Annotated in this window: 20 protein-coding genes; 4 read left to right on the top strand and 16 right to left on the bottom strand. The window is 65.8% G+C overall.

The genetic code is table 11. The annotated features are described in order from the left end of the window. Positions 1-193: 193 nt before the first annotated feature. The 13 genes from AB4Z42_RS15340 to AB4Z42_RS15280 all read right to left on the bottom strand — a co-directional run bounded on the left by AB4Z42_RS15340 (position 194) and on the right by AB4Z42_RS15280 (position 14,491). Complete coding sequence (locus AB4Z42_RS15340) at positions 194-499, bottom strand: hypothetical protein (protein WP_442010029.1); 306 nt, start codon at positions 497-499, stop codon at positions 194-196. An 18-nt stretch (positions 500-517) separates the two neighbouring features. Continuing rightward, the gene (gene eccD, locus AB4Z42_RS15335; RefSeq protein WP_442010028.1) at positions 518-2,044 is read right to left on the bottom strand and encodes a type VII secretion integral membrane protein EccD; all 1,527 of its coding nucleotides are present in this window, start codon (positions 2,042-2,044) and stop codon (positions 518-520) included. Then, a complete protein-coding gene (locus AB4Z42_RS15330; RefSeq protein WP_442010027.1) occupies positions 2,041-3,420 on the bottom strand; it encodes a nucleotide-binding protein in 1,380 nt (459 codons plus the stop codon). Before AB4Z42_RS15330 ends, eccD begins: the two co-directional genes overlap by 4 nt. Before the next feature lie 89 nt (positions 3,421-3,509). Continuing rightward, positions 3,510-3,794, bottom strand: coding sequence for a WXG100 family type VII secretion target (locus AB4Z42_RS15325; RefSeq protein ID WP_442010026.1), 285 nt, complete (start codon positions 3,792-3,794; stop codon positions 3,510-3,512). Between the two features lie 35 nt (positions 3,795-3,829). Further along, a complete protein-coding gene (locus AB4Z42_RS15320; protein WP_442010025.1) occupies positions 3,830-4,135 on the bottom strand; it encodes a WXG100 family type VII secretion target in 306 nt (101 codons plus the stop codon). A gap of 97 nt (positions 4,136-4,232) precedes the next feature. Beyond that, positions 4,233-5,516 carry a PPE family protein gene (locus tag AB4Z42_RS15315; protein ID WP_442010024.1) on the bottom strand — a complete coding sequence of 428 codons (1,284 nt, stop codon included), beginning with the start codon at positions 5,514-5,516 and terminating at the stop codon, positions 4,233-4,235. Between the two features lie 41 nt (positions 5,517-5,557). Continuing rightward, positions 5,558-5,851, bottom strand: a complete 294-nt coding sequence (locus AB4Z42_RS15310; protein WP_442010023.1) for a PE family protein — start codon at positions 5,849-5,851, stop codon at positions 5,558-5,560. 163 nt (positions 5,852-6,014) lie between these two features. Continuing rightward, entirely contained in the window at positions 6,015-7,775 is a 1,761-nt protein-coding gene (gene eccCb, locus AB4Z42_RS15305; RefSeq protein WP_442010022.1) for a type VII secretion protein EccCb, read from the bottom strand. Continuing rightward, entirely contained in the window at positions 7,772-10,003 is a 2,232-nt protein-coding gene (gene eccCa / locus AB4Z42_RS15300; protein ID WP_442010021.1) for a type VII secretion protein EccCa, read from the bottom strand. The genes eccCb and eccCa overlap by 4 nt, the downstream gene beginning before the upstream one ends. Further along, on the bottom strand, positions 10,000-11,481 hold the full coding sequence (eccB, locus tag AB4Z42_RS15295; RefSeq protein ID WP_442010020.1) for a type VII secretion protein EccB: 1,482 nt from the start codon (positions 11,479-11,481) through the stop codon (positions 10,000-10,002). The genes eccCa and eccB overlap by 4 nt, the downstream gene beginning before the upstream one ends. 4 nt (positions 11,482-11,485) lie before the next feature. Next, positions 11,486-13,207: a type VII secretion AAA-ATPase EccA gene (eccA, locus tag AB4Z42_RS15290; RefSeq protein ID WP_442010019.1), complete on the bottom strand. Its 1,722-nt coding sequence runs from the start codon at positions 13,205-13,207 to the stop codon at positions 11,486-11,488. Further along, positions 13,200-13,586 carry a YbaB/EbfC family DNA-binding protein gene (locus AB4Z42_RS15285; protein WP_442010062.1) on the bottom strand — a complete coding sequence of 129 codons (387 nt, stop codon included), beginning with the start codon at positions 13,584-13,586 and terminating at the stop codon, positions 13,200-13,202. Before AB4Z42_RS15285 ends, eccA begins: the two co-directional genes overlap by 8 nt. A gap of 35 nt (positions 13,587-13,621) precedes the next feature. Beyond that, entirely contained in the window at positions 13,622-14,491 is an 870-nt protein-coding gene (locus AB4Z42_RS15280; protein ID WP_442010018.1) for an ESX secretion-associated protein EspG, read from the bottom strand. 625 nt (positions 14,492-15,116) lie between these two features. On the opposite strand from AB4Z42_RS15280, the gene AB4Z42_RS15275 reads away from it, so the two are divergent. Further along, positions 15,117-16,514, top strand: coding sequence for a nucleotide-binding protein (locus tag AB4Z42_RS15275; protein WP_442010017.1), 1,398 nt, complete (start codon positions 15,117-15,119; stop codon positions 16,512-16,514). 5 nt (positions 16,515-16,519) lie between these two features. Here AB4Z42_RS15275 and AB4Z42_RS15270 read toward each other — a convergent pair whose 3' ends face one another. After that, positions 16,520-17,254 carry a transcriptional regulator gene (locus AB4Z42_RS15270; protein ID WP_442010016.1) on the bottom strand — a complete coding sequence of 245 codons (735 nt, stop codon included), beginning with the start codon at positions 17,252-17,254 and terminating at the stop codon, positions 16,520-16,522. A gap of 347 nt (positions 17,255-17,601) precedes the next feature. Between AB4Z42_RS15270 and AB4Z42_RS15265 the strand changes: the two genes are divergently transcribed. Then, positions 17,602-17,892 (top strand): WhiB family transcriptional regulator, encoded by a 291-nt coding sequence (locus tag AB4Z42_RS15265; protein WP_442010015.1) that lies wholly within the window; start codon positions 17,602-17,604, stop codon positions 17,890-17,892. Positions 17,893-17,934: 42 nt separating this feature from the next. Here AB4Z42_RS15265 and AB4Z42_RS15260 read toward each other — a convergent pair whose 3' ends face one another. Next, entirely contained in the window at positions 17,935-19,503 is a 1,569-nt protein-coding gene (locus tag AB4Z42_RS15260) for an acyl-CoA carboxylase subunit beta (protein ID WP_442010014.1), read from the bottom strand. 77 nt (positions 19,504-19,580) lie between these two features. On the opposite strand from AB4Z42_RS15260, the gene AB4Z42_RS15255 reads away from it, so the two are divergent. Together AB4Z42_RS15255 and AB4Z42_RS15250 are read left to right on the top strand one after the other, a co-directional pair. After that, entirely contained in the window at positions 19,581-20,078 is a 498-nt protein-coding gene (locus AB4Z42_RS15255) for a MarR family winged helix-turn-helix transcriptional regulator (protein ID WP_442010013.1), read from the top strand. Beyond that, entirely contained in the window at positions 20,075-20,485 is a 411-nt protein-coding gene (locus AB4Z42_RS15250; protein WP_442010012.1) for a DUF5313 domain-containing protein, read from the top strand. The genes AB4Z42_RS15255 and AB4Z42_RS15250 overlap by 4 nt, the downstream gene beginning before the upstream one ends. Here AB4Z42_RS15250 and AB4Z42_RS15245 read toward each other — a convergent pair. Continuing rightward, on the bottom strand, positions 20,482-20,724 hold the full coding sequence (locus AB4Z42_RS15245; RefSeq protein WP_442010011.1) for a hypothetical protein: 243 nt from the start codon (positions 20,722-20,724) through the stop codon (positions 20,482-20,484). The genes AB4Z42_RS15250 and AB4Z42_RS15245 overlap by 4 nt on opposite strands. Between the last annotated feature and the right edge of the window lie 46 nt (positions 20,725-20,770).

Here is a 20,770-nt window from a genome sequence, read left to right as displayed (position 1 = left end):
ACCGCATCCGTCTGTGTACCGACCAATGGGGCTGCCGCTCAACCGAACCGCGGCCTGATGATGCCGCGCCGCACACAGACCCGCGCACAGTCGCGGCGCGAATACATCGAACAACAACGCCGCCTCAACGACGACCACCTCGCCGAACGCAACAGACCACCGCCCTTCTGAGGGCGGACCGGTGAGTACGGCGTCAGCCGGGGATATCGAGGCCGACAATCGTGGCGGCGCCCGACTCGCCCTCTGCGGTGTACGCGCGCAATGCGGTATCCAGGTCTTCACCGAACATGCGCACACTCTGCGCCGCTGCGGCGACCGCTACCGCTATGCCCTGCTGCGCTTTTCGGTAGGAGTCTGCTGTCAACAACTGGCCCGCGGTCGCCGCATGGCCGATGGCCGCACCGCTCTGTAAGCGGGCCAAGCCCTCGGCCACGTCGCCGAAAGTCGCCGCCGCAGCCTGCAGCACCTGAGGATTCACCTTCAGCGTGTCACCGCTCATGAAAGGCCCCTCACGCGATCAGAACCGAAGGTTTCGCAGGAGGTCGTAGACGCTGGCGATCCACAGCAGCAACGGGATCACCGCGGCAATCGCCGCTCCGTCAAGCAGTTCCAGGATCCGCTTGGTCACCGGCGACACCCGCTGCACACCGCTCGTCGCGCCGACGACGATCAACGCCACGATTCCGAGGGCCGTATAGATGCTGAGCACGAGCCACGCACTATCGGGTGTCCACAGCGACAGCTTCACCATCACACCCGTGGGAACGATCACGACCGCCGCCAACAACGCCCAGGCGCACCACCGCTCGGCGTAGAGCCGGGACCGGAATGCGCAGATCGACGTCACGAGCCCGGCGACGATCATGCTGTGAATGAAGAAATGTCCTTGCATCACAACGGTGATCGCGCCGATGGACAGCGTCAGCGCACCCGCGGTCACGAAGCCGATCAACAACCTCGTCGCCAACTGACTGCGTTCGTGCAGCCGGGCAGCGGAATCCGGCACCGACTCGATGATCGCCTGCCAGGTCGGCGATTCATCGCCGACGGGCGTCGCGACCGGATCGAGAAGCTCTTCGCTGCCCACGGTTTCCCCGGGCGCAGGGATCGGCGGCAACGCGATACGCGCGACCGCCACCGTCAACTTGGCCGCGTTGGTCACGACGATCAATCCGAACGCGATCGCTCCAGCTGGCACCCAGTACTGCCACCCGTACCCGAATGCGACCGCCGCTGCCGTCGCGGCGATCGATGCCACCGCGAAGAACGCGGCCAACTCGGCTCTTTTGCGCGGTCCGCCGCGCGTAGCCAACGTCAACAACAACACCACTGCACCCGCGCCCGCGGCCTGCGGTGCGCCCAGCGACTCGTAGCCCTCCGGTAGCGGAACGGCGAGCGCTGCCGCACCGGCCAGCGCAGGCAACGCTGCGACGAGCAGGCTCTCCGCCATGTCGATGTTCTGGTAGCGGTTGGTCGCCATGATGCTGCCGCCGAGCAGACCGAGACCGAGCACGCCGAGGGCGACCGCCCACCACCAAGGGTGCCCAGTCTGCGTCCACGCCACCAGCGACATAACAGTGACCGCCAGCGCGGCAAACGGGATCGCAAGGCCCACAAAGCGGTTCAACGCAGAGCGGTCGAACTCGGGCGACTCGTCGAGAACGGCGATCGCGTCGATCACGTCCTCGACAAGCGGGCGATACCGCTCGGTCCGGCTCACGGAGACCAGCGTCAGCAAGGACCCGTCGACCACACCTGCGTCATCCAACGACTCACTGAACTTCAGCGGCGGCGCACCCGGCCGCGCGAAAGCCCACGCCCCCTGTGCCGAAAAGTCGAACCCTGCAAGCACATCCTTCGGGGTGTCCTCGAGGAGTTCGGCCAACACCGACACCGTCTCGTCGACGTACGTTTCGATCGGCGCCGACGCAGGCAGCACCAGATCCGTCATCCGTCGACCGGTGAGGATCGTCACGCGCGTGGTCGACGGCCTGCCGGGCGTGACGCCCGACGACGCTGGTGCTGCAGCGGCAGTGGAGGTCAACGCCGCTCGAGCCTGTCGAAGTCATCGGACAACGCCGCGGCCAACTCGATGATCCGGCGCCGGAAGTCCTTGCCGAGCAGGTTCAGCTGAATCTCGGTGCCGGCCGCGATGTGCTTGTCGTACGGAAGCACGATCACCCGACCCGGCGGGACGTGGCGCTCGAACTGCTGCACCAGATCCTCGATGTCGATGTTCGGCTTACCGGGCACCACGTGGTTGATAACCACACATGAACGACCCAGCAGATCCTGATACCCGTTCTGCCGCAACCAGTCCATGGTCACAGCGGCCTGACGCGCGCCGTCGATCGATGCGCTTGCCACGATCACCAGACCGGAGACGGTGGACAGCACGCCACGCGCGGCGGGCTGGAACAGTCCCGCTCCACAGTCGGCGAGCACCAGGTTGTAATAGCGCGACACGATACTCGTCGCGCCTTTCCAATCCTCGTCGTTGAACTCGCGACGCGCACCGCTGTAGTCCTCGGACGACAGGACCTCGAGGTTCGAGCCGTTCATGCTCGTGTACGCCCGAATGTCGTTGTACCGCGCGAGGTCCTTGTCCGAGAGCAGATCTCCGATCGTCGCGGCCGACTGGCGTCCCGCACGGTCGGCCAGGTTGCCGCCGTCGGGATCCGCGTCGATCGCCAGGATCCGGTCGCCGCGGACCTTGCTCAACGCAGAACCGAGGGAGACTGCGATGGCGGTCTTCCCGACACCGCCCTTCAGCCCGAACACCCCAATCTGGTACGAGTCCCGTGCATTTCGCCGGATCCGGGTATGCAGATCCATTTCGTAGAGCTCGTCGGGCGACAGGCCCAGGTTGATGCGTGTCAACACGTACAGCAGATGCCGCCAGCCACGCTCCGACGGCATCTTGACCGCGGACTTCACACCGACATGCGAGAGGGCATCGATGGCGCGGTGGTTGCCGATCGTCGCCGCGGAAGTGGGCGCGGGCTGCCCCGCGCGGTGAATCGCGTCCATGTCCGACTGCGCCTCCGCGAAGTGCTGCGAGGGCGCGGGCGCAGGCGCGGACCGCGGTGCCGGCGTGGGCGCAGGCCGCTGCTGCTCGAACCGAGCACCGGCCGGTCCGGTCGCCTGCGGCGTCCTCATCATCCCGTTGGGCTGCTGCCGCAGCGGAGGGACCGAACGCGTCGGGGGGATCTGAGTCGTGAGCTCAGTCTGACGCGGTGGCGGTGCAGGGGTGGCCTGAGTCGCGCTCGGCGCCACGGGCATTGGGGGCGGCGTCACTTCGCTTCGGCCCGGGCCGCTGGTGGTCACGACGGTATCGCGATCCGCGTCGTCGTCGACTGTCCGCACAGCGTCCCCTGAGGGGCCTGGAGCGTGGAAGAGCCGGTCATAGTCTGCCGACATGAGTACCTCTCATTACTAGAAGTCGATGACGCACGCGGTGGGCGGGATCCGCCTTGGCGATCCGCCCACCTGCGCGCACCGTCGAACGATCAGAACATTCCGGTGACGCCGGCTTCGGTCTGCGCCATCGACTGGCCGGCGTTGCCGACGGTGTGTGCGAGATTCAGCAGAGCCGAGTTCAGTTCCGCCGATGTGGCATCCCAGCGCGCCTGCACAGCCTGGTAAGCATCCGAACCGCTGCCGCCCCACACCGAGGCCAGCGCCGCGAGCGACGCCTTGCCTTCGTCCAGCAGGCTGTCGGTCCGTTGGACGGCAGAGCCGATCTCCCCGGCGCCGCCCTCGATCCCTGCGAAGTTCCATACCTGTTCAGTCATTGATTTCTCCGTGTCTTGAGTCGTTTGGGTGCGAACTAGTGGTTGAGGTTCATCGACGATGCGAACGCGCCGGCCTGGTCGTCGTCGGTCGTCGTGTACTGCACACCACCGGTGTGGATGTTGGCCGAGATGTCGTCGAGCTCCTTGGTCTGCTGCGCGGCCGCCTCCTGGAAGCGGATCAGCGCCTGCTGCGCCGCAGTTCCTGCTTGACCGACCATCTGGCTCGCGAGCGCACCCGCGGTCGCCTCCACCTGCGCGATGACGACTGTGAGCTCACCGGAGATCCGTCCGAAGTTAGCTGCCTCCTTGGCGAGGACAGCAACGTCTGTATTCATTGCCATGCTGGATACTCTTTCTCTCTTCCTGTGTCCTCACCATGTGATGGCGAGTCTCTCCGGCCAGTTGGCCGGGAAGTCTGTTGTGGGCGTGATGAATTCGTCACCAGCCGTCGTCCTCGTCTTCGCCCAGGTCCTGCGGCAGCACGCGCGGTGCCGTCAGTCCCGTTTTCGAGCCCCCGCTCTTGCCGCGCTGACCCACGCCGTGCATCGGCCCCGTACCACCGCCGCCCGCACCGACCGGTGCCAGACCCATGCCATTGCCGCCCGCGGCGGCACCGGGTGCGACGGCCACCGGCTTCGTCTCGCCGATCAGGTTGGCCAACAATGGGGTTCGCGCCGCGGTGCCACCCGCGCCCGGCAGCGACGCCGCGCGCACCAGCCCCGCTCCGGCGCCGAGCCCCGACCCGCCGGCCAACGGGTGATTGGACAGCGGGCTGGTGCCGATCAGACCCATCTGGGCCTTGTCGCCGCCCATGCTGCCCAACTGGCTGAACATCGATGTCACCTGCTGGAGCGGCTGCGTCAGCTGCTGCATCGGCTGCATGACCATCTGGCTGGCCTGTTGCGGAAGCTGCCCGAGCGTCGATCCCAGTTGCGAGGCCATCTGCATGCCCATCTGCATGCCCTGCTGCATCTGCTGCCCCTGAGGAGCGGCGTCATTGGCCTTCTGCGCCTGGCCTTCTGCGCGCTGGGCGACCATGTTGCCCTGCGATACCGCGTTGCCGGAATTAAGCCTGATGGACTCCATCTTCGACACGGTGCTGACCTGTGCGATCGCCGCGTTACGCACTGCCGCCGCCGGCGCCATGGCCGCCGCTGCGCCGATTGCCGCGCCCACCACGCCTTCGCCGACGCCGGGCACGACGATCGGCTTCGGTGGCGCGATCATCTCGAACATCAGGTTCAACAACGTCTCGGCCTGGTAGACGTCCATCGCTCCGGCCGCCTGATTCCACATCCGGACGAAGTAGTCGGCCTCGTTCAGTCCGATCGGGATCGTGTTGACCCAGAAGAAGTTGGTGGCCTCGAGCACCGCGTGGGTGACGTGGTTCTGCTCGATCTCGACCAGCGGCGGCGTGGCCGCCATCGCGGCGGTATAGGAGTTCGCCTGCGCTATCGCCTGCAGAGCCCTCTTCATCGCTTGAGCGGAAACCGTTCGCAACCAGATGACCATGGGCATCGTCGACGACACGGCTTTCTCGCTCGCCGAACCACTCCATACCGACGTCAGCGAAGCCAGACTCCCCGCCAATTCGTCGGCCTGGGCCTCGAGGGAAATCGCAAGGGCTTCCCACCCCGCGGCAGCCTGAAGCATGGGTGCCGGTCCGGCACCCAGCATCAACCGCCCGGTGTTCAGCTCCGGCGGCATCCCATGCCAGTACATCGCTTATCGATTCCTCGCCTGTGGAGTCGGTTCGCGAAATATCAGAAGTTGGTGGCGTTGGCGCCGTCGACCGCTTCGTAGATGCCCGCGATCTCCATGTACGCCGCGCCCGCGCGGGACAACTCCTCCTGCGCGAAGGTGTTCAGCGCCAAGGCCTCGATGCCTTCTTTGGCGAAGACCACAGCCGCCTGGGCGGAAACCTCGTCGGCACCCGCAGGCACCAGTGCCGATACCGCGGCAGAGGCCGTGGTGCCGGCGGCAAGGCCCCTGACGCCGTTTGCGACTACCTGCGCACCGATTCCCACGGCCCCCGGATTATGCTCCATAGGTTGCATTTGCGACATCTCCTTACATACGTAGAATTGCCTGGTCATTGAATTATGAAGGATCCGACAAAGATTGCCGGTGCATCTAGATTATTCCCCCGACCCCTTAGCTAGCGCAAAAAGCCCTGTTTGCTAGGCGTCTCGATATATCTTAACCGCGCCTGCGGAGTGGTCAGAACACTTCTTCTTCCGGTGGATCCACATAAGCCGCCTGGATGACCTCCTTCGCGTCCGGTGAGACGAGAAATGCCTGGCCAGGAGGCCGGCGCTGCACCTTGATCTCCCGTGACGGGAAGTCCGCCTTCTCGCCGGACAGGAACAGGGTGGGAGTCCCGGCGCCGTAGGCGGCGCCCACGAATTTGTCCATGGTGGCCCGGTGCGCCTGGCTCATCTGACACGTCACGATGATGTGAAGGCCGATGTCGGCGGCAGCCGGCAACAACGGGAACAGCGGCGCCATCGGGGGCACCACACCGCTCGCCGCGACGATCATGTGCCAGTCGTCGACCAGCAGGACGACGTCGGGGCCCTTCCACCAGGACCGTGCCCGAAGTTGGGCGGTGGTGAGGTCCGGCGGTGGCAGCCTTTGCTTCAGGTTGATGGCGAGCGCCTTGATGGCTTCGTCCAACGTTGTGGTGTTGCGGTTGACCGCCCCGGCATCCAGCAGATGGCTCTCCGGTACCGCATCGAGGAGCCCCGAACGGAAGTCGGCCAGCATGAACCGCACCTGCGACGGGCTGTTACGCGCACAGATGGCCTGCGCCATCGCATGCGCGATGCGTGTCTTGCCCGACTTCGGCGCTCCGAAGATCAGCAGGTGCGGCGTCATGTGCATCGGGTTGTAGGCCACCGACAGATCCGACTCGCGCACGCCGAGCGGAACCATCCACCGGGTGCGGTAGTCGCTGTCCGGGCCTGGCGGGTTCGGATCGAGCTCGTGCAGGTAGATGCGCTCGGGCAGCACCCGTACCTTCGGCGCCTCCTCGGTCGTCTGCGCAGCGATGATCTCCACCGCCTGTGACATCGCCCCGACCAGGTCGTCGGCGCTGTGCACGCCGTCGAGTCGCGGGACCCCCATCATCAAATGGTGTTTCTCCATCGAGACCGCGCGGCCGGGCCGATTCTGGGGGATCTCACGGGTGATGCGGTCGATCTGGGTTTCGTTCACGTCACCCAGCCGGAACTCGATCTTCGTGCCGAGGTAGTCGCGAATACGTGATTTCAGCTCGGTCCACCGGGGCGTCGAAATCACCGTGTGCACGCCGAACTGCAGACCCTGCCCCGCGAGATCCTGAACCATGGGCTCGAGGTCGGGGAACTCCGCGACGAATGCAGGCCATCCATCGATGACCATGAACACATCGCCGAACGGGTCGACGGCAGCGGGATGGTTCGGATCTTCCCGCATCTGCCGGTAGGCCGCCATCGAACCGACACGCAGCTGCTTGAACAGCGCTTCCCGTTGACGCAGAATGGCTTTCATCTCCGCGACGACACGATTCACCCGGTCGGGTTCCGACCTTGTCGCCACACCGCCGACATGCGGAAGATCCTCGAGGTACATCAGCCCGCCGCCGCCGAGGTCGACGCAGTAGAACTGCATCTGCCGTGGGGTGTGCGTCGCAGCGGCGGAGAGTACGAGAGTCTGCAGGAAGGTGGACTTGCCGGTCTGCGGCGCGCCGCCCACGGCGATATTGCCGCCTGCCGACGCGACATCTATCCCCCAGACCTCTTGGCGGTGCCGCCGCGGCTCGTCCATGATTCCGAGGCCGATTCGCAGGGGCTGCCACTGGTGGTCGCGTTCGACGAGCTCGTTCACCGGTGTCGGATCGGTCAACGGCGGCAACCACATTCGGTATGCGCGGGTCTCGCCGGTGTCGAGCTGGTCGATGATGACCTCGCGCAGCACCCGCTGTTCGGGTTCTACCGTCATGACACCACCGCCGTATCGAAGATCGGTGCCGCGGTGAACGGGCGGATACGGATCCGGTCCTCTCCCTGGGTTCGCGGCTTGACTTCACCGTTGTCCTGCACCGGCGCCGTGGGGACATAGTTGACGCCGGTATACACGCTGTGGAACTTGACGGGGTCTTCCATGCCGACGCGGAGGAAGCCGACACCGCTTTCCTTGTTGGTGATGTATTGCGCCTCAGGCGTTCCGATCACTGCCTTGGACTCTGCGGAACTCGTCGTGCGCAGCGCGATCCGGTAGGTCAGGTTGGGTTCCAGCTTGTCGATCCGCACGCCGCCGGTGTTGAGCGACTGGGTCGCGAGCAACAGGTGCACCCGCAGCGAACGGCCCACGCGGCAGATCCGGTCGAAGAGGGCGATGAAGTCCGGGTGGTTCTGCAGCAGTTCGGCGAACTCGTCGACGACAACGAAAAGCGTTGGCAACGGCGGCAGTTCCGCGCCGCGCTCGCGGTGCTTCTCGTACTCGGCGACACCGGACAGCGCACCCGCGGCGCCGACCTGCATGCCCGCCTGACGCAGGATGGACTGCCTGCGGTCCAACTCACCGGTGAGCACCTCGCCCATACGACTGACGAGTTCTGCTTCTTCCTCCATGTTGGTGACGACTGCGGCGGTGTGCGGCAGCCGCTCCATGCCCAGGAATGTGGAGCCGCCCTTGAAGTCGGTGAGCAGAAGGTTGATCTGATCCGGATGGTGGGTGGCGGCCAGCGAGAGGATCAGCGTGCGCAGGAACTCCGACTTACCGGAACCCGTTGTACCGATGAGCATCCCGTGCGGCCCCGCGCCGAACTCCGCGCCCTCTTTGATGTCGAGGTACATAATGTCGCCGGTCTTCAGTTCGTGGCCGAACGGAATACGCAGCCTGTCGCGGTCGGTGTCGGTGAACATGCGCCACCGGTTCGGACTGACCTCTTCGATCGTCTGCGCACCGACCAGTTGGTGCCACTCGGTGGCGACCTTCTTCTGGACCCGCACACTCTTGTCGATGATCGTGCCGGTTATGGACCAACCGGCGAGCTTACGGGCGATGCGGGTCGCCTGATCCGATGTCATCCGGTCAGAGTCCGACGTGACGAGGCGGAACGTCTGATTGGGCAGCCGGTCGTCGGCGGTGCCGTCGGCGTTGACGCGGATGCGATACGCCGAGCCGCGGTGGTTGCCGAGCGTGATGACGGTGACGCCGGCACGGCCGTCGACCGGGAACCCGGCCCTGCCACCCGACAGATCGATGACGACGACATACGGTCCGGCGGGGGTGGCGTCGGGCGTGTGGGGGCCGCGGGCGGTCAGGTCGCTGAGCCCGTCGGGGCGCGTGAACACCAGACGCGTGGCACCAGCGGCGTCGGTGTCGGTCTGATGTTGCACGTGCGGTAGCCACTTGAGCCAGGCCCAGTCCGGATCCTCCGGGTTGTCGGTGAGCACCCGGATCTGCAGCAGGTCCGGCGGATGAAAGACCGCGAGATGACAGATCATCGCCGTGAGCAGCCCTGCGGCCCCGTCCGGGTCTCCGCCGACGGCGATCGTCGGAAAGGTGCGCAGCTGCACCAGTTTCGGACAGTCGTGGATCAACCCGTGCGTGCGCAGGAACTTGGTCACCCACATGTGACTGACGGGCTCGAGATGGGGCTGCGGAGCTCCTTGCGGCCCGGCCAGCTCACCACCGACGGCAGGCTTGAGCAAGCGGTCGACAGCGGGCTCGGTGCCGAGGCCGATCCGGACGGCCGAGAAGAAATCGGCGTTGGTGGGACGCGACCACTGCCGGTTGGTCCCGATGATGGAGAGCAGATCGTCGGGATGTGGTGCGTGGTAGTTGAAGAAGGTCACCTGAGCCGCCGCCGATGACGTCACCCGGGTGCGAAGCCCCGCGAGATATCGCAGGTATTCCTTGCGGTCGGCGTTGATCTCGGGCACCCGCTTACCGCCGGGACCACCTCCCGCCATGAAGCCGACGGTGCCCATCACCATCATCAGCGGCATCATCAGCATGTACGGCGACAACTGCCTGACGCCGGTGAAGATCATGATCGCGATCATGCCGAGCATGCCGCCGCCCATCACCCATGGCAGCGCCTTCTGGATGCCCGAGGGTGGGATCTCGACACCGAGGTCGTCGGGGGGCGTCACGTTGATCTCGCCGGGCGTCAGCCGCGGCCCCCGCTTGATGATGGGGGTGAACTTCTTGGTGGTCATCGGCCGGCTCCGGTGTTCGCCGTCACGGGTTGAGCGCCGGAGTTGGAACCGTCGTCGACTTTGCGCGGGTTGGGATTTGGCGGAAGTGTGTCGTGCTCGAGCAGGGCTGCCTGTTTGGACAGCACAGGACCGTCGACCAGGAGGCTGACGACCTGCCACGGTGCTGTCACCGGGGCGTTCAGGCCGATGGTGCTGCCCGTCTCCTCGTTCGGCAGCCCGTAGCGCACGCCCTGTGGATCGATGTAGTAGAGGCTCTCGCCATACCGCGGGTCGGGCGACTGCAGCCGGATGTACTTCCCGCCGTCGATGTAAACCGTTGCATCGCCACCGATTTGGTGGATCCCGGAGTTCATCGCCGAAGGCGCGATCGGCAGGTGGCGGCCGGTGATCACCGTCGTCTTCGGCGCTTGATCGCCCGCCTCCCGCTGCCACGACCAGCACAGCGTCGGGGCGTCCTCACGCAGCAGGATCTCCAACGGCTCGTCCGGCAGCGGAGAGTCGTACACCTGCTCCGCGATCCTGGCGACCGTGCTCGCCTCAACAGAGGGCGGCGTGACCAGTCCGAAGGAATTGGTGGCGCGCAGGGCGGCCGCCGTGGTCCCGTTGATCTGCGCGACGCCATCGGGCAGGACCACGAACTGTTGTTCACCGTCTTCGGTGAGCGCCTTGAACACTGCGCCGATCATCATATTCGCTGGCAGCCCAACGCTGTTCGGCTCACCGAAGCGGGGTAACTCTGGCAGGCTCCACGGTCCGGCGTTGGGCAGTGCGTTGAAAAGGCCCTCCGAGATCGGCGTCGCCTTGGAGGTGACGGGGATGCCCACGGCCGAGGTCAATGCGCGGTCGGCCAGGTCGATCGCATGTCGTCCGGTATCGGTCACCAGCCACGTGTCGTTCTTGAAGCTCACCAACGCGGCCTCGTCAGGACGGATCGGGCCGACCGAAGCATCGGGGAGCAGCGGCTGCATGATCACCGATGTCTCGACATCGGGGACCACGCTCTCGGGCTTGGTCACGGTGTCGCACAACGTCCACATCGAACTGGCACCGCCGACGGGCGTGGCATAGGGCGCGCCCGGAATGCCGATCGGTTGTCCCTTGGACATCCGGTTCAACTCATCTGACTTCACCGCGACCGGAGTGCCCGCGTTACCCAACACCAGCCGCGCCGAGGTCAGGTTGTAGACGGGCCGCAGCTGATCGGTGCCGGGGATCACGACATAGAGCTCATTGGTCGTGCGGTCGACGAGAAGTGTGTCGCTGCCACGCTTTCCAAGTGGTTTGAAGTACGCCAGCAGTGCCGCGCCCAGACAGACCAACACGGCGATGACTATGCCTGCCGACACGGCACGGCTGTAGAACTGCAGTGGATCGTCGAACATGCGCGTATCGCGTCGCACGATCGCGTGCTCGACCCTGCGCAGCAGAAAACGCCAGCCGCTGACCTGAACCTTGGTGGTTAGCCGAAAACTCGCCATGTCCCTACTCGCCGATGCTCAGTCGGGAGTGCACGGAGGTGATCGCCGCCATCATGTCGTCCCCGTTGACCTCACTCAACTCATCGACGCCGAGGCTCTCGAAGTCCGCCGAGCGGGCCAGCCGCATGTCCCGGTTCTGCTCACCTGCCTCCACAAGTTGGCGGGCGTACCGGCCGTTACCCGCGATGTCCAACGCCGGCTTACCGTTCAGCGTCCGCTGGCACAGCAGTGTCGCCGCCTCGAGCACACGCTTGGCTGCTTCGTCGGACAGCGTCGAATCACTACCTTGCGCAAGCACTTTTGCGATGTCGACGATTTCGTCCGGCTGATAGGAGTCGAATTCGATACGGGTGGCGAAACGCGACCGCAGACCGTCGTTGGATTCGAGCAGACGGTCGATGTCGGAGCTGTACCCGGCAATGATCACCACCAGCCGGTCCCGGTCATTCTCCATACGGGCGAGCAACGTATCCAACGCCTCCGTGCCGAACGGGTCGGCACGTCCGTCGCGCTCCTGCACCAGCGTGTACGCCTCGTCGATGAACAGCACCCCGCCGACGGCACGGTCGATCGTCCGGCTGGTCTTCACCGCGGACTGGCCTTCGTATTCGGCTACGAAATCTTTACGCGACGATTCGACCAGCTTCGGCTCGCCGATGACGCCGAGCCCGGCGAGAATGTTGGCCACCACACGGGCGATCGTGGTCTTACCGGTCCCTGGCGGGCCTGCGAAGATCATGTGCTTGGACGCCTGCGCGACCTTCATACCGCGCGCTGCGCGGATCTTGGCCATCTGCGTGGCCGCGCGATACGCCTCGATCTGTTCCTTGACGCGGGTCAGCCCGATCTGTCGATCGAGTTCGGCCTGCGCCTCGGCAAGTAGCTTCTCGCGGCCCGAATTGTCGGCCTCGACGCTGGCCGCATCCCACGGATCCTTGCGGGCAGCGATCTTCTCCGCAGTGGTGGTGGACATTCGGTAGTTCGGATCCTTCAACGCCGCAGCGGCTTTGGGCTCGGGATGCGTCGCCTGCAACCATTCCAGCAGTGCCACGGCGGCTTCTTCGTTGCCCTGTCCGCGCCTCGTCATCGCGAGGAACCACGCGATCGCCGGTGCACATGCTTCACCGGCCGGCGACGAATTCGACTCGGTCAAACGCCGTTCGGCCTCGGTGAACAGACCGAGGTTCGCCGCCGCAACACCATGCGCGACACCGGCGGCGGCGGCGAGGAACTTGTCCGGCCAACTGCCGGCACCCTTGACCTCATCGATGACGTCGGTCCAGCGTTCGGCCGCTCCGTAGATCACGGCCTTCACCCACGACACCAAATGCTCTGCGCCGACGGCGGGTACGTCGTCCAGCGCCTCCATGGCATCGCCGTAATTGCCGACCGCGGCCTCGTTCACCGCGAAGCCCATCGTGATGGCCAGCGGCGAATTGATCGGATACGTGATGTCGCCGAACTGCCCGCCGATCCGAATCCTGGCGTTGACGCTGTTCATCGAGATCTCGGCGGATCCGGCCAGCTTTCCGAAGTTCGAGCGGGAGTACCACGCGCGGAACAGGGTCACCCGGTCGGTATCGCCGCAACGGATCCGGCCTACCCATGCGTCGCAGGCGGTTTCGTCCATCGACGTGATTTCGGAAAAGATCTCGAGGGACCGCGCGGGGGCACTGGGCAGCATTCCGACTGCACTACCGAAGAGGCTGGTGAGGTGTTCAGACATGATCACCGGAATACCTCGTCGCGAAGAGCAGCGCCCGCGCCTGCCTGGCCTCGTCTGGAGTCGGCAGGTCCAGGTCGCGTGACAGGAAATCGCGGGTGGCCACATCGTCGTGGCCCTGCTCGCGCATGCCCTCGAGCATGAATGCGTACTGCGCCGACTTGGCTTCCTGCATGGCAAGACCCGCGATCACGACGATCTCGTCGGCGAGTTCGGGTTCGGTCATGTCTGTGGTGCCTGCCGACAAGTCGATCTGCTTGACCCGGCCGTCCATGAAAGTCGTGACGGTCACGGTGCCCGGCGGATTGGTCACGGCGAACAGGGGAACTGATTTCTCGTCGCCCTCATATGCGTCGGGAGTCGAGAAGTCGAGCGCGGCCATATCGTCGCGCTCGCCGGAGTCGAAGGGTGCTTCCCTCACTGCAGCTCAGCTCCATTGGTATCGGCTGAGTCGGTCGAATTCCGCTCGAACCACGTGCCGGACGGCAGGAATTCGATCAGGCCGTCGAGCGCCCGCTGGAGGTTCTCCGGAGTACCCGGCAGGAAACTGCCGTACAGCTCACCGTTCACGCGACGCGGTATGGAAACGATGCGACCCTGCCGAGAGTCGAGTACTCCGGCCGCTACATCGGCCTGCGTGAACGTTCCGCCGGGATGTCGTTCGACCGCGATGATCTCCACCCAGCTTGCGGGGTCGGCGATGATCTCGGCGTAGGCACGTGCCGACGTGGGTGCCAAGCCGTATTTCAGGAGCTGGCTCGCGTCTCGGCACTGGGCCAGTTGGTCCGCGACGCCCGTCAGCGGTTCGACGTCGGCAGCGTTGGCGCTCCCCAGCACCGTGTTCACCATGCCTGCCAAACCGACTTGTGGGGCGACGCGCTGCAACACAAGCAGGTCACCGTCACGCGCGGCGACCACGTGCCGATTTCCTTTGCGACACACCACGAAGCGGATCATCTTGCCTCCGACATCGCGGCGCCACCATCTGGCCTCCAGAGTCCGGTCGGGCCGGCTGAGGGTGTCGACCATCGCGGCGACCTCAGGATGGGGTGCACCGAAAACATCCAGTACGCCTTGCGCTGTCAGGTCGCGCGTCACCTGTTCCCAGACGATGTCACGCAGTTCGGGCTGCGGAATGTTGAGCCGGATGCCCAACGCAGTCGGAAACTCCGACTGGGCCAGACGGTCAGCGATGACGAGCATCCCGTCGATCGTCACCTCGACTCCGACGACGTCGTCGACATGCGTGGCGTCGGGGCGCGCGGATTGTGCACTGCCAATGGTCATCCCGGTAGCACCTGCCCTTCCAGTGCTTCAGCGGAGTCGACGCCCTCGACTAGATGCGCCGCAGTGACGCGCAAGTCATCCCCCGACATGAACCCCTTCTCCCAACTTCGTATCCTGCGGTGACGTCCATCAGGTTCACTGCACTCCGGCCGCCGATACTTTGCCACAAACCACACGCATGCTATTCGATTCCTCCACGCCATCCCCTTCGCTGCGTCAAAGCGTACCAGCGGAGAAGTGGCCCTTATGTCACCAATTTTCGGCCTGGCCACCCCTTTGGGACGTATGGGGCTCGACGCACGCAGCAATGGGCTTGTGGCAGATACGGCCACCTCTGAGCTACTTGACCTTGATTCAGCGAATTCTCTACAGGGTGACTGCGAGGTCTTCGCGGTCGTGGCTTCGACCCGGCACATGGGCAGAGACGCACCGGTTGAGGCGCCTGCGATGCGTCTCCGACGACCCCACCCAGCGGTCCGACATACAGGCCGGCCGACGCTGACCCATGTTTGCTGGCTACATCGGTGCGCTCAGGCGCTGACGCGTCTGCGGCACCCGTCCGGGTTTGGTTGATACTGGACAGGGCGCCGAAACCCGCACGCCAGGACATCCGAGGAGACAAGCAGTGACCGACCGCGATGACGAGTTGCGGAGAAAGCTCGGATGGACCGGCCCCGAGGAAACCGAGTACGAACCGTCAGCTGACGAATCGGAACCGACGGCGCCGCCCACGCAGCAGCTCCCCACACTTCCTCCCCTCGTCGCGTGGGACGAGGATCCGGAGCCGGACTCACCACCGTCGGGCCCTCCCCCGTATTTCAGGGAGCCTGATCGGGCGGGCGGCAGCTTTCGCCAGCCGCCTCACCGGTACGGCCCCCCTCCGGGGACGCCCCGCGACACCGGGCCGGTGCTGCCCCCGCCTGGTCTCGCCCATCAGCCGTGGCCCCAGCAGCCTGGTCATCAGCCGCCCCGCCAGCAGCATCCGCCGTTCCCCGGCGGCCACCCGCGACAGCCGCCGGCCCAACCGTGGTTCCCTGGCGGATACGGTCCCGATAATCGAATGGCGCAACCGCCGGGCTCCTACGCGGAGCGGATCCGGCCCGAGGAATTGGTTCGGCCACGTCGCATTCCTCCGGGTCGCGGATGGCGCCTCGCGGTATTCAAGGCCACCTTCGGACTCGTGAATCTCGGCCAGGGTCCCGAGGAGATCCGGCAGGCCCAACTCGAGGCGAAGGTCCGCTCGGGGCTTCGCGGGCACTTCAAGGTCGGCGTCATGGGCAAGGGCGGCGTCGGAAAGACGACTGTGTCGGCCAGCATCGGATCGGTTTTCGCCGAGCTGCGGCCAGACGACCGCGTGGTGGCGATCGACGCCGACACCGCGTTCGGGAAGCTGGGCAGCCGTGTCGATCCCAGGGCGCAGGGCTCGTACTGGGAGCTGGCCGCCGACCAGCACCTCGAGACCTTCGCCGACATCCGCAACCGGGTGGGTAACAACGCGGCCGGTCTGTTCGTCCTCGCCGGCGAGGGAACCCCGGCTCGCCGACGGGTTTTGGATCCGGCGATCTACCGCGAAGCGACCTCGCGGCTCGACCGGTATTTCACGATCTCGATCGTCGACTGCAGCTCCACCATGGACACCCCGGTCACCCAGGAGGTGCTGCGCGATCTCGACGCCTTGGTGGTGGTCTCTTCGCCGTGGGTCGACGGCGCGGCAGTTGCCGGGCAGACACTGGACTGGCTGGCCGCACGTGGACTGAATTCGCTGTTGCAACGCACGGTCGTCGTTCTCAACGATTCCGACGGACACGCCGACAAGCGGACGCGTTCCATTCTGGCGCAACAGTTTTCGGGTCAGGGCCAGGTGGTCGTCGAGGTACCCTTCGACGGCCATCTGCGGCCGGGAGGCGTGATCGACCGCACCGGCGAATTGTCAGCTGCGACGAGGCTTCGTTTCATCGAAGTCGCTGCCGCACTCGCCGAGTACTACCCATCGCACGACGACCGAAGCCGGGAGCGCCACTAGCGACCTCAGCGCAGCTGGTCGATCAGCGATTCGATCTCGCGGACGGCGTCGTCGGACACAGGCTCCTCCGCCTCGGCGCCGATGATGTCCTCTTCGGAAACGCCTGCGGCCTGGGCGGTTTCGAGGATCGACAGGTTCGCGCCCCGGCGGGCCGCATACAGTCGCTGACCGACGGTGGCCTGCGGCGCGCGGGCAGCACGCAGCATGAGCTCGTCGTAGCGCGTGCGCACCGCGCTCAGCGCCTTGATCAATGCCGGCGACACCTTGCTGATCCGCGCCGCTCTCGCTGCGACTGCCTCGAGTTGACGCAGATCCGCCAGGATCTTCGTGGCGCGTTGTGTGAAGTCCGGATCCTCGACGGGTGGCAGCGCCTCGACCGCCGTGCCGAAGGTGTTCACCGCGGTGAGCACCGCCTGCGCGATCAGCGGAACGTCGTCGTGCGTGCGCGCTCGTGATTCGACGCGATGCTCGACGGCGACCGACTCGCCCCGCCGCAGCCGCGCGATCGTGCCTTCCGGCCATCTCAACACCTCTTCGAGCTTTGCTCGCGTTCGCTCACGCGGCCAGCTCCGGCCCTTCTCGAACGCGATCAGCGCCCCGGCGTTGATGATTCCGTCGGCAGCCAGACTGCGCTGGCTGATGTCGAGTTCGCGACGGCGGGCCGCGGCTGCGGCACCCGCGCGCAGCATCCCCTGGTCCAACACCTCGGTCGCCTGCTCGGTCGACTCCGGATCAGTCATCTACGGGCATTCCTCGAGACTCACGGGACGCAGCGGCGTGGCAATCGTAGCGGCCATGGCGACCTGCGCTACGACTTGGGCCCGCGTGGTGCCCCTCAATCCGTGGCAAAGCTATGCCTTTGGCATCTTCCTAACATGGGCACCGCTACGGTTGACCGCTGATCTCGTCGGCCATCCTGCGGTTCATTTTCGCACTTCAACGCGATTCTAGCCGCGACATAAGGCTCTGTCAGTCACTCGGCTGCATCGGTTTCGTAGCGCTAACTGTTGCATCGCTACGGTTTATGGGTTAGCTTTGCGACATCGCGCGGCGCAGTTGCCGCTCAGCGCACGGAGGAGCGACGGGGATGAACACAACACATTGGGACGAGACGCCGGTAGGTGCCTGCACGCGAGATCCCGAGCGGTGGACGACGTCGGCTGACGACGACGCCAAGGCCATCTGCCGGGCGTGCCCACGCCGGTGGCTATGTGCCCGCGAAGCATGCGAGCTGCCGCGGGCAGAAGGCCTCTGGGCAGGCATCGTAATCCCGGAGGGCGGCCGCGGCCGGACGTTTGCCCTGCGACAGCTGCGATCGCTCGCCGAACGCAACGGCCAGGTCGTGCGTGCTCGTCGCTACTACGCCGAATCCGCCTGATCGTGTCGCCCGCCGCCGCATCGGGGGGTAGGCGGCGGGCGGCTACCAGGTGTCGATGAAGCGCCGTTCGGTGCGGCGCTGCTCGTGCATGGTGGCCGCGGTCAAGGTGTCGACGATCAGCCTGCGCGTATCGGCCGGGTCGATCACATCGTCGATCTCGAAGAGTTGGGCGGCGTTGAGCGCCTTGGCATTTTCCTGTGCCGCCGCGGTCGCCTGACGCACCCGCTCTTCTCGTTCCTCGTCGTCGGCGATCGCCTCGAGTTCCTTGCGCAGTCCCAGCCGGACCGCACCTTCGAGTCCCATCGGACCCAGGTGTGCACCCGGCCATGCCACGGTGAGCACGGGTTCGTGCAGGCTGCCGCCCAGCATCGCCTGTGCGCCAAGTCCGTAGCCGCGGCGCAGCACCACCGCGACTAGGGGCACGGTCAGCGCGGCGCCGGCGACCAGCATCCGCGACGCACGTCGTACCAGCGCCTCGGCCTCCGCCGCCGGCCCCACCATGTAACCCGGGCAGTCGACCAGCGACACCACGGGCAGCCCGAACGCCTCGCACAGTTGCAGGAAGCGCGCCGCCTTGTCGGACGCCGCCGCCGTGATCGCTCCCGCCATCACCATGCTGTTGTTCGCGACGATGCCGACGGCCCGGCCGTCGATTCGGGCCAGCGCGGTCACCATCTCGGCGGCGAAACGCGGCCGCAGAAACGTCACCGACCCGTCGTCGGCAAGCGTCTCGATGATCGGGGCCACCGGATAGGCTCGCCGGGCACGCTCGGGAACCATTGTGCGAAGGGGTGTTTGGTCGCCGGCATTTCCCGGTGTCGTCGTGCCCTGGAAGTAGGAGAGCAGGCGTTTGGTCACGGCGACCGCTTCGGCCTCGTCGGCGACGACGACGTCGACCACGCCGTTGGGTTCCTGCACGCGGATCGGCCCGACCTCGTCGGGGTGGACGTCACCCAGCCCGCCTCCGGCGATCATCGCAGGGCCGCCCATGCCGATCGAGGTGTCCTCGGTGGCGACGATCAGATCCGACGCGCCAGCGATCACGGCGTTCCCCGCGAAACAGCGGCCCTTGACGACGGCGATGCGCGGCACGAGACCCGACAGTGCGGCCCAGAGCTTGAACGCGCGGGCGTCGAGCGCGGAGACGGTGGGATAGTCGGTGTCGCCCGGACGCCCTCCACCGCCCTCGGCGAAGAACACGGTCGGCAGGCGCATGCGTTCGATCAGCTCGAACAGGCGGTCCTTCTTGCGGTGGCCCAGTGCGCCTTGGGTGCCTGCCAGCACCGTGTAGTCATAGGAGAGCACCGCACAGGCGGAGTTCTGATCGCCGAAGAGGTCGCCGTTGACGCGCGCCGTGCCCGCGACCAGACCGTCGCCGGGCGTCCTGGCGATCAGGTCGGCGAGGTCGCGGCGGTGTCGCTGCGCCGCGATCGCGAAGCGGCCGTATTCGACGAACGAGTCCGCGTCGACGAGGTCGGCGATGTTCTCCCGGGCGGTGCGTCCGTTCCTCGAGCGCCTGCGCTCGACCGCGTCGGGCCGCGCTGCATCCTCCGTCAGCGCGCGGCGCTGCAACAACTCGGCATGGTCATCGCGGATAGGCTCGTCAGGCATGGCGTGGTGATGCTAGCAATGTGTGATACATAGCACCCTATTAGTTAGGGCATTAATTAGTTGAGTAGGATGTTGTCATGACCATGGTCGCGACCGACGTCGATCCCCTCGCCCTCGAACGGCAGGTGTGCTTCGCGCTCGCGGTCACCAATCGTGCCGTGCTGGCGGTGTACCGTCCGCTCCTCGAGCCGCTGGGCCTCACCCACCCGCAGTATCTGGTGATGCTCGCGCTATGGGACCACCAGAAATCGAATGCCGATCAGCCGCTGTCGGTCAAGGCGATAGCCGGGGTGCTGCAGCTGGATTCGGCGACCTTGTCTCCGATGCTCAAGCGCCTGGAGGCGATCGGGTTGATTACCAGGACGCGCAGCGCCACCGATGAGCGCGCGACCGATATCAGATTGACCAAGGCAGGTATTCAGCTGCGCAGGCGCGCCCTCAAGATCCCGCCCGCGGTGGTGGCACAGCTCGGCGTCGGCCTTGACGAGCTCGAGCAGCTGCACCAAGTACTGACCCGCGTCAACGCTGCTGCGGTGGCTGCGGGAGCGCTCGACGAAGGAAGGGATTCGCGATGAACAAGCCAGGCCCTCTGCAGTACCTCACCTACATATACGGGCGGCGTCTTCCCGATTCGATGCGCGAGTGGGTGGCCCACGACCTCGCCGATCACGGCGCCGTCCGCAGGCACATGATCCGCATGGCCATACCGCCGCTGCTGATTCTCGCGCCGTTCTGGCTGCTGCCCGCGTCGCTGTATGTGCATCTGGAGATGACGGCGCCGATCTACATCTGGGCGATCCTGATGTCGCTGGCGCTGAACAAGGTATGGCGCCGGTACCGGCTCGCCCAACACAACCTGGACCCCAACCTGGTGGACGAGATCAAGCGCAAGAGGGACGCGCACATCCACGAGGCCTACATCAAGAAGTACGGGCCGCGCCCGGAAGACGCCCGCCGGCAGTCCAACAGCAGCCCGTTCTAGGCGTACAGCGCCTCGATGGCGCGGGTTGCGGTGGCCAGATCGACGTTCATCTCCTCGCGGTAGGCCTTGATCGCGCCGATCTTGTTGCCCGCGGCGACCAGCTCCCGCACGCGCGGCGACGCTTCGTTGCGCGCGATCGCCCGCAGATCTGGCATGGGCACATTCATCTGCGCGTATAGATGCTTGACGAGCTGCTCGAGCACTCCGAGCCGCTCATAGATGTCATTGGTGGAGGTCACCGCCTCAGTCTGACACCCATGCATGACAGCGCGACTGCTGGACGAT

This window comes from Mycobacterium sp. 2YAF39 (genome assembly GCF_052114565.1).
Classification (GTDB): domain Bacteria; phylum Actinomycetota; class Actinomycetes; order Mycobacteriales; family Mycobacteriaceae; genus Mycobacterium.
This window is presented reverse-complemented; position numbering and strand designations above follow the sequence as displayed.